This window comes from Roseburia sp. AF15-21 (assembly GCF_003479505.1).
Classification (GTDB): Bacteria; Bacillota; Clostridia; order Lachnospirales; family Lachnospiraceae; genus Roseburia_C; species Roseburia_C amylophila.
Genome location: NZ_QUHG01000011.1, coordinates 84,507 through 102,698, shown reverse-complemented (window position 1 = coordinate 102,698; position 18,192 = coordinate 84,507). Strand labels below are relative to the sequence as shown.

General features: G+C 42.2%; 16 protein-coding genes. 1 reads left to right on the top strand and 15 read right to left on the bottom strand.

The features are described from left to right. Positions 1-114 precede the first annotated feature (114 nt). The 5 genes from metG to DWW33_RS13565 form a co-directional block, all read right to left on the bottom strand. On the bottom strand, positions 115-2,115 hold the full coding sequence (gene metG / locus DWW33_RS13585; RefSeq protein ID WP_117697913.1) for a methionine--tRNA ligase: 2,001 nt from the start codon (positions 2,113-2,115) through the stop codon (positions 115-117). A gap of 617 nt (positions 2,116-2,732) precedes the next feature. Further along, positions 2,733-2,915 (bottom strand): hypothetical protein, encoded by a 183-nt coding sequence (locus tag DWW33_RS13580; RefSeq protein WP_227701260.1) that lies wholly within the window; start codon positions 2,913-2,915, stop codon positions 2,733-2,735. 105 nt (positions 2,916-3,020) lie between these two features. Next, positions 3,021-4,724: a methyl-accepting chemotaxis protein gene (locus tag DWW33_RS13575; protein ID WP_117697914.1), complete on the bottom strand. Its 1,704-nt coding sequence runs from the start codon at positions 4,722-4,724 to the stop codon at positions 3,021-3,023. A 10-nt stretch (positions 4,725-4,734) separates the two neighbouring features. Continuing rightward, positions 4,735-5,937 (bottom strand): BMP family ABC transporter substrate-binding protein, encoded by a 1,203-nt coding sequence (locus tag DWW33_RS13570; RefSeq protein ID WP_117697915.1) that lies wholly within the window; start codon positions 5,935-5,937, stop codon positions 4,735-4,737. Between the two features lie 126 nt (positions 5,938-6,063). Further along, positions 6,064-6,429, bottom strand: a complete 366-nt coding sequence (locus DWW33_RS13565) for a zinc ribbon domain-containing protein (RefSeq protein WP_022244247.1) — start codon at positions 6,427-6,429, stop codon at positions 6,064-6,066. 529 nt (positions 6,430-6,958) lie between these two features. On the opposite strand from DWW33_RS13565, the gene DWW33_RS13560 reads away from it, so the two are divergent. Beyond that, positions 6,959-8,200, top strand: coding sequence for an RsiV family protein (locus tag DWW33_RS13560; protein WP_118639707.1), 1,242 nt, complete (start codon positions 6,959-6,961; stop codon positions 8,198-8,200). A 110-nt stretch (positions 8,201-8,310) separates the two neighbouring features. Here the strand turns inward: DWW33_RS13560 and DWW33_RS13555 are convergent, their stop codons facing one another. The 10 genes from DWW33_RS13555 to DWW33_RS13510 form a co-directional block, all read right to left on the bottom strand. Beyond that, complete coding sequence (locus tag DWW33_RS13555) at positions 8,311-9,279, bottom strand: calcium/sodium antiporter (protein ID WP_118088361.1); 969 nt, start codon at positions 9,277-9,279, stop codon at positions 8,311-8,313. Positions 9,280-9,297: 18 nt separating this feature from the next. Then, positions 9,298-9,882 (bottom strand): manganese efflux pump MntP, encoded by a 585-nt coding sequence (locus tag DWW33_RS13550; RefSeq protein WP_118088362.1) that lies wholly within the window; start codon positions 9,880-9,882, stop codon positions 9,298-9,300. 218 nt (positions 9,883-10,100) lie between these two features. Further along, positions 10,101-11,423, bottom strand: coding sequence for a sensor histidine kinase (locus DWW33_RS13545; protein ID WP_118639706.1), 1,323 nt, complete (start codon positions 11,421-11,423; stop codon positions 10,101-10,103). 8 nt (positions 11,424-11,431) lie between these two features. Continuing rightward, positions 11,432-12,106 carry a response regulator transcription factor gene (locus DWW33_RS13540; RefSeq protein ID WP_118639705.1) on the bottom strand — a complete coding sequence of 225 codons (675 nt, stop codon included), beginning with the start codon at positions 12,104-12,106 and terminating at the stop codon, positions 11,432-11,434. A gap of 21 nt (positions 12,107-12,127) precedes the next feature. Further along, on the bottom strand, positions 12,128-13,900 hold the full coding sequence (locus DWW33_RS13535; RefSeq protein WP_117697922.1) for a Na/Pi cotransporter family protein: 1,773 nt from the start codon (positions 13,898-13,900) through the stop codon (positions 12,128-12,130). Between the two features lie 180 nt (positions 13,901-14,080). After that, positions 14,081-14,725: a phosphate signaling complex protein PhoU gene (gene phoU, locus DWW33_RS13530; protein WP_118639704.1), complete on the bottom strand. Its 645-nt coding sequence runs from the start codon at positions 14,723-14,725 to the stop codon at positions 14,081-14,083. Further along, the gene (pstB, locus tag DWW33_RS13525) at positions 14,726-15,484 is read right to left on the bottom strand and encodes a phosphate ABC transporter ATP-binding protein PstB (protein ID WP_117697924.1); all 759 of its coding nucleotides are present in this window, start codon (positions 15,482-15,484) and stop codon (positions 14,726-14,728) included. Then, positions 15,481-16,347 (bottom strand): phosphate ABC transporter permease PstA, encoded by an 867-nt coding sequence (gene pstA / locus DWW33_RS13520; protein ID WP_118639703.1) that lies wholly within the window; start codon positions 16,345-16,347, stop codon positions 15,481-15,483. Before pstA ends, pstB begins: the two co-directional genes overlap by 4 nt. Continuing rightward, positions 16,347-17,201, bottom strand: a complete 855-nt coding sequence (pstC, locus tag DWW33_RS13515) for a phosphate ABC transporter permease subunit PstC (RefSeq protein WP_117947479.1) — start codon at positions 17,199-17,201, stop codon at positions 16,347-16,349. The genes pstA and pstC overlap by 1 nt, the downstream gene beginning before the upstream one ends. Positions 17,202-17,230: 29 nt before the next feature. Further along, positions 17,231-18,178, bottom strand: coding sequence for a substrate-binding domain-containing protein (locus DWW33_RS13510; RefSeq protein WP_118639702.1), 948 nt, complete (start codon positions 18,176-18,178; stop codon positions 17,231-17,233). Positions 18,179-18,192: the final 14 nt, after the last annotated feature.

Sequence of the window (18,192 nt, the reverse complement as noted above, 5' to 3'; positions counted from 1 at the left end):
AGCATCCATGTGTTCAGCCTAGTTCATAAATATGTGTCCAGGATTCTGGGTACATATCAATTTGCAATGGTTCTTCCGGGGGTTCTTTATATAGCTAATCGGAAAATCTTATACTTAGCAGATTTCTGCTCCTGCCGGCATATCCTTTTCCGGTGTCAGAAGTGCTAATTCTCCATTTGCATCCTCTGCGCAAAGTAACATTCCTTCAGATAATACACCTGCAAGTTTTGCCGGTTTTAAGTTTACTAATACCATAACTTTCTTGCCGACCATTTCTTCCGGTGTGTACTGTTTGCGGATACCGGATACAATCTGTTTTACCTGGCTTCCGATTCTTACCTGTGAACACAGTAATTTCTTGGATTTCTCTACTGCCTTACACTCGATGATTTCACCAACCTGGAACTGCATTTTCATAAAATCATCATAAGTGATTTCTTCCTTTGGCTCAATGTCGATGACAGTGGCATCTGCTTTTGCTTCTGTCTCAACTTCTTTGCCTAATGCTTTCTGCTCTGCTTCGAACTCTGCTTTCTGGGCAGCGCGGATTGCTTCTACCTTCGGCATTACTTCCTTCGGGTCTAATCTTGCAAAAAGAATCTCCGATTTCTCCGTTACTTTATTATCATTTGGATAAAGTCCAAACTGATTCAGCTCATCAAATCCACGCAGTCCTGTATTAAGCTGTGCTGCGATTTTCTCTGCGGTCTCCGGTAAAAAGCTTGCTAAAAGGCTTGCGCCGATAGCGATGGACTCGGTCAGATTGTAAAGCACTTCGCTTAAGCGGTCTTTCTTTGCTTCATCCTTTGCCAGTACCCAAGGTGCTGTTTCATCAATATATTTGTTGCAGCGGCGGAATACATTAAATACTTCTGTAATAGCATCTGCCACACGAAGTCCGGACATCTTATCTGCAATCTTATCTCTTGCGCCGGTTACGACTGCCTTCAAGTCATTATCTACTTCTTCTGTGACTCCGGTGCTCTTTACGACACCGTCAAAATATTTATTGCTCATGGAAATGGTACGGCTTACCAGGTTTCCAAGGATGTTGGCAAGGTCGGAATTGAAACGCTCTACAACCAGCTCCCAGGTAATGATTCCATCATTTTCAAATGGCATCTCATGCAATACGAAATATCGGGTTGCATCTACACCAAAGAGGTCTACCATATCATCAGCATAGATTACATTTCCCTTGGATTTGCTCATTTTCTCGCCACCCTGTAAGAGCCATGGATGTCCAAATACCTGCTTTGGCAGTGGCAGGTCTAATGCCATTAAGAAAATCGGCCAGTAAATGGTATGGAAACGGATGATATCTTTTCCTATTAAGTGTAAATCTGCCGGCCAGTTCTTCTTGAATAAATCGGAAGAATTGCCATCTGCATCATAGCCAATCTTGGTAATGTAGTTGGTCAGTGCATCCAGCCATACATATACTACATGCTTTGGATCAAAGTCTACCGGAATTCCCCAGGAAAATGAGGTTCTGGATACACATAAATCCTGAAGTCCCGGAAGCAGGAAGTTATTCATCATCTCATTCTTACGGGATACCGGCTGGATAAACTCCGGATGCTCATTGATATATTCGATTAACCGGTCCGCATATTTGCTCATTTTAAAGAAATATGCTTCTTCTTTTGCCGGCTGTACTTCACGTCCACAGTCCGGACATTTTCCATCTACCAGCTGGGATTCTGTCCAGAAAGACTCACATGGAGTACAATAAAGTCCCTCATAGGAACCCTTATAAATATCACCTTTATCATAAAGTTTCTTAAAAATCTTCTTAACCTGTGTCTCATGGTCTTCATCGGTAGTACGCACGAAATTATCATAAGAAGTATTCATCAAATCCCAGATTCTCTTTACTTCTCCGGCAACTTCGTCTACGAACTGCTTCGGTGTAATTCCTTTTTCCTCTGCCTTTAATTCAATCTTCTGTCCATGTTCATCGGTACCGGTCTGGAAATATACATCATAGCCTTCCAATCTCTTGTATCTTGCGATTGCGTCTGCCAGTACAATCTCATAAGTGTTTCCAATGTGCGGTTTACCTGATGTGTAGGCAATCGCGGTGGTCATGTAAAACTTTCCTTTGCTGCTCATCTTCATTCTCCTTTTTATACTTTTGGTGCTCCTCAAGCGTTCCTGCGAGCCGCTTCGCTACTCGTGACCTGAGAAACCTCGTTTCTCAAGCATTCCTGCGAGCCGCTTTTCGCTACTCGCGACCTGAGAAACTTCGTTTCTCAAGCGTTCCTGCGAGCCGCTTCGCTACTCACGAAAAAAAATCCCGCCTTCTAATGAAAGAAGACGGGTGTTATCCGTGTTACCACTTCTATTTTACACATACCTTACAATATGTGCCTCATGAAGTATCCTGCAATACTTCCCGCTATAACAGGCGGTCCTGTCGAAGCCTTGTCTCTTAGGATTCAGCCCCGCCACTCCAAAGCCATCTTCCATCTATCACCCTTGATTCCATCTCAGCTAAACCCTGCGGTTCATTGGAACTCTCTGTACAATTCCGATAAATGTACTCTCTTCTTCCTTGCGTTTATCATCTAGGTGTAAAACTAACACAATTTATTTGAAAAGTCAACCTTTGCAACCGGACCATCCGATATCCTTAAGCTTCACAAATTGCCTTTATCATCTGGTAAATCTCATCTTTATTTTTCTGCAATACTAATTCAAGTTCAGAATACAGAAGATTTTCTGCCAGATTAAAATAACGTCCATCTACTGTAGTTGTTTTCTTTCCCTGCTCCTGGCGCGTCTTTTTCCTCTGATAGATTAGCTTTATAATACAATTTGTTGGAATCTGCTACAAAATCCGGATTTACAATGTCCTTTATTTTGCATACTCCATTTGTTGATTTTACAATATATGCTCCAATTGGATACATTTTCTCACCTCTGACACCGCATATTTTCGCTTTTTATGATAAACTTTTCAGTCTGCGATTTCAAAGGCACTTTTTCACAATTTTAGAATTGCTATGGTTGTATATTTATTCCACATGGAAATACTGGACGCTTCCTGCCAGCTGGTCAGCAATCTCACGAAGCTGCTCCGCACTCATGTATACCTGCTTAAAGGTATCTACAACCTCTTCCGTATCTTCGTAAGTCTTTTTCGTTCCGGATACGCTGTCCTGCGCTATATTAGAAAGAGTCTCAACTGCCTGCAGAACTTCATTTCTCACATTCGCAAGATGCTCTGTGGTCTCTTTAATCTGCTGGATGCTCTGCATGGAATTGGCTATCTGTGCCACAACCTCTTCCACTACCTTCTGGGTATCCTTCATGCTCTCGCTCTGGCTCATAATGATTTCCTGCATCTTCTGCATAATCTCTACAGCCTTCTGGGAATCCTCACTTAACATCATGGCAGTCTCTTCAATTTCGTTGCTGGACTGGTTGGACTGCTCAGATAATTTCTTAATCTGTTCTGCAACTACGGCAAATCCTTTTCCGTTCTCTCCTGCTCTGGCTGCCTCTATGGATGCATTCAGACTAAGTAAATCTGTCTCTTCTGCAATCGATGCGATAAATGCGGTTGCTTTGTAAATCTGCTGGACAGAATCGTTGGTACGGTTGGTCTGCTCCTGTACTTCTCCGATAATCTGCTCTACTTCGCCATTGATGCGCTGAAGATTTGCCAGTGTCTCCGCTGCTTTTTCACTGGATTCATGCATAAATGCCGCATTGCTGTTTAATGCCTCCACCTCAGCAGAAGTCTCTGTTATATTATCTCCCATCAGCCGCATATGTTCTGAGGTACTCTTTGAATTCTCTGCCTGCTCCGTAGAATTTTCTACAATACGGTTTACGGCTGTGCGCACCTTATTCATGGTTCCATTGGTATTATCGGCCGCTGTTCCAAGCAGAGAAGATGCCTCTAACAACTTCTGCACATTCTGATTGATTTCAAGTGTTGTCCGCTGCATCGCATCACGCAGGGTAATCGTAACTCTGGAAAGGTCTCCGATTTCATCCTTACTCTTAAGCAGCTTATTATTCACCTGTACATTCAAATCGCCTGCTGCAATCTTCTCCACCGTTTTAATACTGGTTCTGATATTCCTGCTGATAGTGCTTGCCAGCTTCGTGCTGACAAGCAGGCAGACCAGCATAATTGCCACCACCGCTGCCACAATCGATCCTAAAAGCCGCATTACAACAGCATCTTTATCCTGCTTATTGGTTCCTACGAATACCATTCCCACAATATCTGTATCGGAGCCATTCTGATATACCGGCATAAAATAACCATAATTTAAAGTTCCTTCTATAGATACTGCTTCACTGAAATATTCTTCTCCACCATTTAATACTTTTTCTACAATGACATCTCCTGCTTTGGATTTTAAGATACGATTTCCATTCTCATCCGTTGCTGAAGTCATGATTCGTTTATCTCCATAGAAAAAAGTTACATCCATTCCGGTATTATCTTTAATCCGGTCTACCAGATTCTCTGATTTGGAAATATTGTAACTTCCCTTCCAGATGTCCCCATTGCTGGTCTCAAGATAATCTCCGGTATTCTGGTCATATGCTGCCAACGTTGCGGCAGCGGTTCCCTTTAATGCATCCTTTATCTCATCCATCATAGAATTCTTTACCATGGTTACGGTAAATAGTATGGTGATAATTCCTAATATCAATACCGGTCCAATTGTAATTGCCAGAATTTTTTTCTTTAGATTCATTTGCTTCCCCCTACTCTACCACTTCAACCGTCTTAAAATACCAGTCTATTCCTCCGGTAATTGTCGCATCATCTAATGTTTTTCCTTCTTTTCCTACGGTTTCTCCGGCATTGGTCTCAATTACACCATCAAACACGCCATTTTCCCCGGAAAGAATTGCTGCCTTTGCCTCCTCAACTTTCTCCTCAGTTCCATCTGCACAGAAATCAGCAAGCGACGTAAGTCCTACCAGGTTCTCATTCATTCCACCATAATAATTGCTGCCATCCCATGTTCCGTCGATAACACTCTGCACTGCTGATGTATAATAGGCACTCCAGTTCCAGATAACACTGCAAAGACAAGCCTCCGGTGCATTTTTACTCATATCAGAATTATAACCGATACTATAAACACCTTTTTCCTGTGCCAATGTCTGCGGATATTCTGTATCACAATGCTGTGCAATGACATCACAGCCCATGTTAAGAAGCGTCTCTGCTGCCGCCTTCTCTCCGTCAGGGTCAAACCAGCTGTTTGTAACTTTTACATAGACTTTCGCGTCCTGGTTTACAGAATATATTCCCAGTGCAAATGCATCTATTCCACCAGTTACCTCTGAATTTGAAGAATCCATTGCCGCTACATAGCCGATTTTATTTGACTTCGTATTCATGCCTGCTACAATTCCGCTTAAATAGCGTGCCTGATAAATTCTTCCAAAATAATTATTAAAGTTCTTTCCGTTGCTCATATATCCGGTTCCATGGGAAAAATAAATATCCGGATATTCTTCTGCCATCTCTGCGGTGGTCTCCATATACCCCCAGCTTGTGGCGAAAATAATATTACAGCCTTCGTCAATGCATTCCTGTATTGCTGCTCTGGTTGCATCTGTATCAGTATCCGAAATATTAATTTTACGCACAATCTGGTCATCGGAAAGATTTAAGTTCTGCTGCATTCCCTGAATACCAAGATCATGGGTATATGTATAACCACTTCCCTCTGCCGGATCGGATAGATGAATGACACCTACCTTAATCTCATCCTTCGGTATCCCCCCGGTATCACCCGATGTGTTATCCGCCACTGCTTCCGTGCCTTCTTCTACGCTGTCACTGCCTTCATTGGTAGCATAATCGTCTAACTGCGTGCTTTTCCCACACCCGGAAAAAACCAAGCTGGCTACCAGTAATAAAGCACCGGTCAGCTTTATCATTCGTTTCTTCATAAATTGCTACACCTCCCTATACCTTTCTCTTCCCTATTGGTATACCATTTATTATATCTTATGTTTTTTCATAAAACAACCTACCCATTTGTCTTATTTTTCTAAAACAAATGGGTAGGTTATCCACTAATCTTCAAAGATATTCAGTTTTGCTCCACATTTTCCACAGAACTCTGTGTCCTCCGGCACAGTAGCGCCACACTGCGGGCACTGACGCGCTCCTTTAATCTTTAATACTTCCTCTTTCATATGGTCAATTGCTGCAAATGCCTCTGCAATTGCCTGCATCTGCTGTCCATATGCACCATCTGCTTCTTCCTTGTGGTCTTCATAATAAAGCTTTCCAATCTGTGCATACTGCTTTTCAATAAAATCCTCTTTTGCCTTGATGTCAAAGTTTAACTTTGCAGTTCCGGATAAATCCTTTGCCTTCTGTGTGACATCCTTTCCTGCAGTTACCAGTTTCTCTCCCATGCGGTCAAAAAAATCCATTGTGTATCCTCCTGTTCTTACTATATTCCCCTGTGCGTCCGCACTTTACCTGATTATATACCTCTTAATATTGCTTTTCAATTGGGCGAATCTTAAAAAAGAATAAAGTTTTGGTCAAACGGATGTCTGCACCGTTTACCGGGTCCGGACGCGATAAAAGGGCGGCAAGGGGCACTTGGAATGCCAAATGTCCGTGTTGTTCAGCAAAGTGCGGATGCATGATAAGAGCAGCTAGGGGCACTTGGAATTTCGGATAGTGCCAGGCAACGCCGGCACAGGGACGTGCCGGTGAGGCGCAGATGAACATGGATGTGAATTTACGCCGGTTGCCAGTCAATCTCATATCCCTTCGAAATTCTTAGTGCCCCTTGCCGCCCTTATGTCGCATTCGGACTCACTGAACAGCACGGACATTACGCTTCTTTCACCCCCTAACGCTTTCCCCGGAAAACTTCATTCTTTTTTAAAGATTTTTCCAGATAAAATGTGCTATACTCTAGGTACGAATGCGAACCACAAGGAGATATCTATGAAGCAAAGATTTATTGCCCTGATTTGTATTGCCACCCTGGTCTTTTGCGGATGTGGTGGGAAGAAACAGTCTTCTGTACAGACGGATTCCGGCAGTGAACAGCCGGACGCTACAGAAGAGTCAACAGAACAGTCCCGGAATGACCCGGTAACAATAACATTTAATTCCAAAACAGAGACTTATCATGCCGATGATTTATCTACTGTTTTATTATATACCTCCTATCAGAAACCAACGGTGACCATAGACGGTCATCCGAAGATTTCCAAAACCATTACACAATCTTTAAACGAAGAACTGGATGCTTTCCAGGATGCCCGATTAGAAAGTCTGCTTTCCGCAAGAATTTCTTTTGCTGAGTCACCGGATTCCTTTTCCGCCTATCACTTAGATGAGGATTTTTCCTGTACCAGACAGGACAGCCGGATTATCTCTTTTGAGAGTACCAGAAAAGAATTTACCAGTGAGGAGACCCACAGTGCTGCTTATGGTGGGTTTAATTATGATCTGGAAAATGGCAAAACACTTTCTCTTTCTGATATTGCTACAGATTCCAATGCCCTGATAAACAGTGCACTTTCTTTTATTAACCAGCAGCTTTTGTTACCGAACTACGGCAAAGTCAGCCAGCTTGCCAAACATGACGGCTCCGATGTATCTTCGAACCTTTTGGAACATGTACTAAGGGATGGCAACTGGTATTTTACCAGAGGCGGTATTACCTTTATCGCCAATCATGGTGCTATTACACCGTCTTATTCCGGTACACTTTTATTTTCCGTTCCTTATCAGCAGCTGAATGCCCTGAAGGCTGAATATCATTACACCGGTAATTTTCAGCTGAACGCTTTAATGGGGTCTGCTGTTTCTGCAGATATGGATGGAAACGGAGAAATGGATGCCGTCTACTACGACACTACTTACAACGAAGAAACGGGAATGCTTTCTTCTACCCTGACGGTAGATGGAACCGATTATTCTGAAATGCTTTATAATGGCGACTTTACACTGTCCCGCAGTGCTGCCTCCGATATAACAAATGAATATTATCTCATTGACCTTGATACAACAGATGAATATATCGAGCTTGCCATCCCGGATGATGGATTAAGAACAACCTATTTCTTCCGCTATGCCGGCTTTCATCTGGAATACTTAGGTTCCATTCCGGACCTGATAGACAGCTCCACCTTCCAGCTTAACAATGTACTTTCCCAGTTAGAAGAATCGGAAAATTAGTCAGCATCCTGCAGAATCTGCCACCGGCAGCTTCTTACAGATATTTTTGCTGCGCACATAATACAATAAGAAGCCCACAAAAACGGGCTTCTTATTTCTTATCAAATATATTATCTCATACAGATATAGACCATATATCCCGCATAGGAAAGCAGCATAATTGCTCCTTCAATGCGGTTTATTTTCTGCCTGCTCCAGGCAAACAGCAGTACCATTATGCTCATGGCAATTAAGATTACAATATCAATCACATTTTCCATGATAAATGCGACCGGACTTATGGCTGCGGCAATACCAAGAACAAAAAGGATATTGAAAATATTAGAACCAATGACATTTCCCAGAGCCATATCTACTTCATTTTTACGGGCTGCCACAATAGAGGTTACCAGCTCCGGTAATGACGTTCCCATTGCTACTATCGTAAGTCCAATTAAATTCTGGCTCAAACCAAATGCTGCTGCAATGGCAGACGCACTGTCTACTACCATGTCGCCGCCAAATGCAATGGCTGCTGCTCCACCTACAATGTATACAAGACAGAGCCATACCGGGATTGGCTTTGCGCGTTCAATCTCATCTGCTTCCTCGGAAGCATCTGTTGTAATTCCTGCTGTTCTTGCCTTTAATGCAGAACGCACCATCCAGAACATGAAGAGAGCAAAGAAAATCAATAAAATCACACCATCTATTCTGCCAACGCTCATTCCAATGTAACCCAGCACTAAAAGCAGGGCTGCCATAAGCACAGAAAACGGAAATTCCTGCTTTAAGGTCTTTTTTCCTACTGCAAGTGGTGTAATTACGGCACAGAAACCACAAACCACCATCAGGTTAAAGATATTTGAGCCAACTACATTACTGACTGCCAGGGCATTGTTTCCGGAAATAGCTGCTGCCACACTGACGGCACATTCCGGCAGGGATGTTCCCATTGCCACTATCGTAAGTCCGATAATCAACGATGGCACCTTTAATTTCTTTGCAATTCCCGAGCTTCCTTCTACAAAGAAATCTGCTCCTTTAATTAACAGTACAAAACCAACTACCAGTAATACATATGTCCAGATTGTTGTCATATTATATTCCTCCTTCTTTTAAAATGCCAAAATTCCAAGATGCTCCAGCAAAATCTTAAGTCCGATTAAGATAAGAATTATACCGCCAGCCAATTCCGCCTTCTTCTTATATCTGTTTCCAAAGAAGTTTCCTACATACACACCAATGACAGAAATCACAAAGGTCGTAATTCCGATGATGGAAATTGCCTCAACGATTGGCACCTGCAGAAATGCAAATGTGATTCCAACGGCAAGGGCATCGATGCTGGTTGCGATTGCCAGAATAAACATCTCTTTGAAATCCAGTGGCGGGTCCATTTTCCCGACTTCTACTGCTTCATCCTTTTCCCGGATTGCTTCCACTACCATTTTTCCACCGATAAATCCTAACAGGATAAATGCAATCCAGTGGTCAATGCTTGTAATATACTGTTCAAACTGGCTTCCCAGTACCCAGCCAATAAATGGCATCAGTGCCTGGAATCCTCCGAAGAATAAGCCAATTACAAGACATTGCTTTTTGTTTACCTTCCGCATGGAAAGTCCCTTACAAATAGACACTGCAAAAGCATCCATCGAAAGACCTGCTCCCATCAGTAAGAGTGTAAAGAACATTACCATAAACACAATTTCCTCCGATAGTATATTTAAAATGAGACTGCATGTATGCAGTTATCCTGTGCTGCATACATGAGTCTCATTCATTAAGATTTGCCAGGCCTTCATCAGACCGAGGTTGTTGACAAATCACGTATTCACGCGAACTACTCCCTCACGGATTGTTATTCAAATATACGCTAAATGATAATTTATGTCAATTCTTTCCATTCTTGTTCTTCCTAAAATACAATTTCTATGGTGGTTCCCTCATCCAGCTCACTGTCTAAGTGAAGGGCAGCATTATGCTGTGCCACAATGTGCTTTACAATGGCAAGTCCAAGTCCTGTTCCGCCGGTGGATTTCGAACGGCTCTTATCTACCCGGTAAAACCGCTCAAATACACGTTCCTGGCATTCCTTTGGAATTCCGATTCCGGTATCCGCTACACTTAAGAACGGACGCTCATCCTTTGTTCCTACCGTTACTGTGACACTTCCGCCTGGCTTATTATAGCGGATGGCATTGCTGCAAAGATTATAAAAGACTTCATCCATCAGTCTCTTGTTTGCCATGGCCATGGTGCTTTCTCCCTGCAACGTCAGCCTGATTCCCTGCTTCTCTGCTGTCACCTGCATCATCTGCACACAGTTCTCTGCCAGTTTATAAAGGTCGATTCTTTCCATTTCCATCTGGTGGTCTGCTTCATCCAGTTCTGAAAGCTTTATAATATCATTAATCAGGCTTAACAGCCGGTTGGCATTGGAATGTATCTCATTAGAGAAACGGATGGTATCCTCTTTACCGGTCATTCCGTTTCCGATTAACTCCGCATAACCGGAAATTGCCGTCAGCGGTGTCTTTAATTCATGGGATACGTTCGCGGTAAATTCCTGGCGAAGCTGCGCATTATTGATAATATTGACGTGCTGCTCCTTAATAGTATTCACAAAAGGCCGGATTTCTTCATATACATTATTTTCATCCACCAGCATAATATTCGTTGCCAGCTTCTCGATAGGCTCTACCAGCTTCTTCGTCAGATAATGGGAAATTCCCATACAGACAAAGAGGATACAAAGTGCAATTACCAGTACAATCACTAAAGTATTTACCATAATACGGTTTACACTGACGGAATCCCTTCCGATTCGAAGCACATTTCCATTCTGTAAACGCTCCGCATAGTAAAAAGTATGGGTTCCGGAAGTGGCCGAGTAACGGATGGCTTCGACTTCGCCTTTTTCCCTTGCTTCAATAATTTCCGGGCGTTCATTATGATTGTCCATCTCATCCTTATTTAACAGACTTTCATATAATACTTCCCCATCTGCTCCAATCAATGTGATTCGAAGGTCATCATCGATGGGATTATACGGGTCTTTTTCTATTCCTGCTGCAAGGTCATCTATATTCAAAAGCTCTATCACATGGGCGTAGGCTTTCAAATCTCCAAATACCTGCTCTTTTAAAATATTATAATACACCAACATAGCAGACAGCGCTGTGACCACAATGGCAAGCGCTGCTATCATAATAAATCGTATATTTATTTTTTTCTTCATGAATGCTCCTACGGCTCCATCACATAGCCCACATTGCGGACGGTTTTAATCTGTTGTCCGCCATTGCCAAGCTTGTGCCGGAGCGTCTTTATGTGCATATCTACAGTACGGCTTTCTCCTTCGTATTCAAATCCCCAGACCTGATTCATCAGCTTGTCACGGGATAATACAATGCCCTGGTTTATCATAAGGTATTTTAATAGTTCAAATTCTTTAAAAGTAAGCTCACAGGTTTCTCCCTGAACGGTTACGCTGTGACGCTTATTATCAATCTCTATGCTTCCACAGGCTAATGTATCACCATCATCTTCCTTTTCGGTGCGGCGGAGTAATGCTTTCACTCTGGAGATCAGCTCCATAACGCCAAAAGGCTTACTGATATAATCATCTGCACCCATATCCAGTCCACGGACTTTGTCAATCTCTGTGGTCTTTGCCGTTACCATAATCACAGGAGTCTTTTCTGTTGCCGGATTTTTCCGGACACGGCTTAAAATTTCCAGCCCATCCTCTCCCGGCAGCATAATATCCAAAAGCATCAGGGATGGTGCCTGCTCTGACACTCTCTGGAAGAAATCCTTTCCGTTATCAAATTCCTCTACTTCAAAACCACTGTTTTTTAGTGCATAACGTTCGATTTCCCGTATGTTTATATCATCTTCTACGATATAAATAAGTGCCATTGCATTTTCCTCCCGGCTTTTTTATTTTTCCGGCAAAGCGTATTTTTCTGTATATTCTTTTATCTGCTCTGCAAATTTTCTATTGTCTTCTTCATCCATATGTGCCGTCAGGTCATGCTCTTCTACATCTTTATCCTGTTCCTGGATCAGACAGACTGCAATGTTGGAACAATGGTCTGATACACGTTCATAGTTGGTAACGATATCTGCCAGCACCAGTCCTAACTCGATAGAACATTTTCCTTTCCGGAGACGTTTGATATGCCGTTTCTTAATTGCTTTATTTAATTCATCAATAACCTGCTCTAATGGTTCTACGGTCTTAGCCAGCTCTTCATCATCGGCAGTGTATGCAGTCATGGTACGGCAGAGAATGTCTTCTACTGCTTTTCCAAATACATGCATTTCTTCCTCTGCTTTCTTAGAGAAAACCAGCTCCTTCTTTTTCATCTCGATAATGGAATCTACGATATTCGCTGCATGGTCCGAAATACGTTCAAAATCTGTAATACAATGTAACAGCGTAGATACATTCTGGCTGTCTGCATAGGTCAAATTCTGACTGCTTAACTTGGTCAGATAAGCACGCAGCTTGTCTTCGTATTTATCTACGAGATTTTCCTTTGCAATAATGTCGTCCGCTACTTCCTGTGTATAATTCTCCAAAAGTCCGATTGCTTCTAAGAAGGAATCCTTGGAAAGGTTTGCCATCTCAATGGACATGCTGTGGCACTGCTCAATGGCAAAAGATGGTGTTGCAAGGAAACGGTCGTCTAATAACGGGAACTCCTGTACCTCTTTCTTGCTCTTTTCCTCTTCGGTAATCGGAAGTGTCAGATATGCCAACTTCTCCAGTCCCTTTGTAAACGGGAATAAAACTACAGTTGCAAATATATTAAAGATACTGTGAATCAGTGCAATTCCTGCTACACCAACTGTATCATTTGCAAACGGGAAATGAATAACTGCATTCAAAATACTATATAATGTCAGGAACAATACGGTACCAATAATATTAAAATACAGATGCACAAAAGCAGTACGCTTTGCATTCCGGTTTGCTCCAACAGAAGAAATCATAGCTGTAACACAGGTTCCGATATTCTGTCCTAAAATAATCGGAATAACTGAGCCATAAGTAAATGCTCCTGTTACAGACAGTGCCTGCAGTATACCTACAGATGCGGACGAGCTCTGAATCACCGCTGTCAGAAGTGCTCCTACCAGAATTCCTAAAATTGGATTATGGAACATAGTCAGTATATTGGTAAATTCAGGAACATCAGCCAACGGTTTTACTGCTCCGCTCATACTTTCCATTCCGGTCATCAATACTGCAAAGCCTAATAAAATCTCCCCTACATCAGCTTTCTTGCTTTTCTTTCCGGTCATCATTAAAACAATACCTATCATCGCAAGAACCGGTGTAAAAGAAGATGGTTTTAAGAGATTAATCCATACATTTCCACTATCTATTCCGGTCAGACTTAAGAGCCAGGATGTTACCGTTGTACCGATATTGGCACCCATGATAATACCAATTGCCTGGGAAAGTTTCATAATTCCGGAGTTTACAAAACCAACTACCATTACGGTAGTTGCTGAAGATGACTGAATAACAGCAGTTACTCCGGCTCCTAACAGCACTCCTTTGAGCGGATTGGAAGTTAATTTCTCCAGTATCCGTTCTAACTTGCCTCCTGATACTTTCTCCAGCCCAGCTCCCATAACATCCATTCCATACAGGAACAGGGCCAATCCTCCAATCAGTGTCAGTATTCCAAAAATGTCCATTTTGTCCTCCTTATGCATGGTAATATGCATAGACTTTTCAATTTTTTACATATTTTTCGTCTTACATATACACCATAAACACTTTAGAGGCATTTTGCAAGGACATTTTGACAGTTTGTAAGAATTATGTATAAGCAGTGTAAAAAATGTACTATTTTTTTCACTTTTGTCTAAGAATGTTTAGTTAATGTGGCTTCCGGTAATGGAATAGATTACCCATTCCGCAATATTGGTCGCATGATCTCCGATTCGCTCAAAATACTTGGCTACCATAAGAATATCTGCTGCCTGCTCGCCATTTTCTGCACTTTTATTGATCATCTGGATTAAATCCTGTTTTACTTTCATGAAAAGGTCATCCACAATATCATCCTGTGCGATTACTTTCTTTGCCAGCTCCATATCGCGTTTTACAAAAGCATCAATGCTCTTGATAACCATGTCTGTGGTTTCCTTTGCCATACCCTGAATCTCTTCCGGGCTGATGATATACGGTTCTTCAGACATCAGCAGTGTCATCTCGGAAATATCACCGGCATGGTCGCCGATTCGCTCCATATCGGTAATCATCTTTAATGCTGCAGAAATCAGGCGCAAATCTCTTGCAACCGGCTGCTGCTGCAATAAAAGCTTCATGCATAAGGATTCAATATCACGCTCCTGATGGTCGATTTCCACATCATATGCCATTGCTTCTTTGGCTTTTTCCGTATCCTGGTTTACCAAAGCAGAAACTGCCATTTCAATGGCATGCTCTATCATGCTTCCCATCTGGATCAATTCATTGTTTAACTGTTCTAGCTGTCTGTCAAAACGATTACGCATTTAACCGAACCTCCCTGTAATATAATCTTCTGTCCGTTTGTCTGTTGGAACGGAGAATAATTTTTCGGTATCTCCACTCTCGATTATCTCTCCCAATAAGAAAAATACTGTTTTATCCGATACACGGGTTGCCTGCTGCATATTGTGGGTTACCATAATAATGGTATAATCTTTTTTTAATTCGATCACCAGATCCTCTATTTTGGAAGTGGAAATCGGATCCAGTGCAGAAGTCGGCTCATCCATCAGGATTACTTCCGGCTGTACTGCCAGCGCTCTTGCAATACAAAGTCTCTGCTGCTGTCCACCGGACATGCCCAATGCACTCTTATTCAGACGATCTTTTACTTCATCCCAGATAGCTGCCTGACGCAGGGATGTCTCCACGATTTCATTTAATTTGGCTTTGTTGTGGATACCATGGGTTCTCGGACCGTATGCAATGTTGTCATAGATGCTCATCGGAAATGGATTTGGCTTCTGGAATACCATTCCCACACGCTTTCTAAGCTGACTGACATCCATGCCGCTGTATATGTTTTCACCGTCTAATCTTACGTCTCCGGTAATCTTACAGCCCTCTACCAAATCATTCATTCTATTTAATGTTTTTAAAAATGTAGACTTTCCACAACCGGATGGTCCGATAAATGCAGTTATCTCTTTTGCATTGATATCAAGATTCACATCTTTTAATGCGTGGAAATCTCCGTAATATAAGTCAAGTCCTTTGACAGAAAATTTTGCCTGCTCACTCATTTTACTTCTCCATCTCCTTTCGTGAATTTCCCGGCTATCAACGTTGATACACCATTTATCAGTAATACAATGACCAGAAGGACTACGCCGGTTGCATAAGCTTCATTGGTATGTAAGCCCTCTCTGGAAAGTGAATACATATGAACGGCCAAAGTTCGTCCGGATGCCATCAGGTTCGGTGCAAGGTCTGCTACCGTTCCTGCAGTATAAATCAGTGCTGCGGTCTCTCCTACAATTCGCCCTACTGCCAGGATGATTCCGGATAAGATTCCCGGCATTGCAGATGGGAGTACGATACGGAATACCGTACGAAGTCTTCCGGCTCCCAATCCAAAACTTCCTTCCCGGTAGGTATCCGGCACACAGAGCAATGCTTCTTCCGTAGTTCGCATGATAACCGGCAATACCATAATGGCAAGAGTTGCCGCACCGGCTAACATGGAATAACCCCAGTGCAGATAAGTTACGAAAAATAACATACCAAACAGACCGTAAATAATAGAAGGGATACCCGTTAAAGTCTCTGCCGTAATTCTGACTACTTTAACCAGTTTACTTCCCTTCGGTGCATATTCCACCAGATAAACTGCGGCTCCGATTCCAAGCGGTACTGCAAAAAGCAGGGAAAACAACGTCATTTCCAGTGTATTTATCATTGCCGGAAGCATGGATACGTTATCCGAATTATATTCCAGTGCGAAAAGACCTGGTTTTAAATATGGCACACCGTGAATCAATATGTATGCCACCAGATAAAGCAATATTGCTACTGTTATAATTGCCGCTGCTACTACCAGCAGTAATAAAAGGAAGGAACCCGGATGCTTTTTATAAGAATTCATTTTATCTTTGAATTTTGTCATTATTCTTTATCCGCCTTTCCTTTTACAATTGAAAATACCAGATTGATAATGAGGATAAATACAAACAGCACAACGCCGGTTGCAATCAATGCCTCACGGTGTAAGTCTGTAGCATAACCCATTTCAATTACGATATTTGTTGTCAGGGTACGTACACCCTTAAATATACTGTTCGGAATACGCGCCTGGTTACCTACTACCATCATAACCGCCATGGTCTCACCAATGGCACGGCCGATTCCTAAAATGACTGCTGCCATAATTCCCGATTTTGCTGCCGGAACCACGGTTTTAAAAACACTCCGCTCATGGGTTGCGCCAAGTGCCAGTGCTCCTTCATAATAATGCTCCGGTACTGCACGGATTGCAGCTTCCGATACACTGATTATGGTTGGAAGTATCATGATTCCAAGAAGAATCGATGCTGTAAATATACTGTTTCCGTTTCCTTTAAAATGTTCTCTTACAAATGGTACTATGACTACCAGACCAAAAAATCCATATACGATGGACGGGATTCCTGCTAACAGATCTATCATCGGCTTTAAGAAGCTGTGAAGCTTCTTCGGGCAAAATCTCGCCATAAAGATTGCCATTAAGATTCCAATTGGTACTCCCACCACAATTGCTCCGGCGGTTACATAGATACTGCCTAAAATCATCGGGAAGATTCCGTAGAGGTTATTTCCCGGTTTCCATTTTGTACCTAGCAGAAAGTCCGGCAATCCGATTTCTTTGATTGCCGGTATTCCATTTGCAAAAAGGAAAACACAGATTAAGGCAACAGCCAGTATGGAGAAACTGGCTGTAAGTAAGAATACTATTTTCATTGCTTTTTCTTTGAAATTATTCATACTGTTCTTACCTTATCCTACTTGCAGATTTATTTTGCAACTTCATCCCAGGTTGTTACTGCACCTGTGAAGATATCCTTTACATTATCTGAACTCATCTCATCCATTGGGTTACTGTTGTTTACTACTACTGCGATACCATCCATTGCAATTACCTGTGCAGTAAGTCCGCCTTCTGTTTCGCTGTCCTTTAATTCTCTGGAAGCCATTCCGATATCACAGGTTCCTTCCATTGCTGCTGTCATACCTGTTGTAGAATCAGATTCCTGAAGTTCGATTTCTGCATCTTTGTTGATTGCTTTGTATGCTTCAATTAATTTCTCCATTACAGGTGTTACAGAAGAAGATCCAGCTACTACGATTTTTCCGGTAGAACCATCCGATGTAAATGCTCCGTTGCTTCCCTGTGAAATATAACCATTGTCTTCGATTACTTTCTGTCCTTCATCACTCATGATGTAGTTGATGAAATCTGCTGCAAGTCCTGTTGCATCACCTTTTGTTGCGATGTTAAATGGTCTTGCGATTTTGTATGTACCAGCTTTGATATTTTCTGCAGTTGCTTCTGCTCCGTCAATCTTTAATGCCTTTACGGTATCATTTAAAGAACCAAGTGATACATAACCGATTGCATATTCATCACCTGCTACAGATGTAAGCATTACTTCTGTACTGTTTGTGATGTTTGCTTCCTCTGTTGTGTTATCAATTTTATTTCCATCGGCATCTTTTTCTTCGATACCAAACAGCTCGATAAATGCTCCTCTTGTTCCGGAACCATCTTCTCTGGACTGTACGTTAATCATTTCACTGTTATCAAAATCTGATGTATCTGCTGCATCACTGCTGCTGTCTGCCTCTGTTGTTGTGCCTGTCTTCTGGCTGTCATCTGATGCGGTTTCTTTGTTTCCACATCCTGTTAATGCGCTGATTGCTAATGCTCCTACCAGCATTACGGATAATAATTTCTTTTTCATTTTCTTTCCTCCAA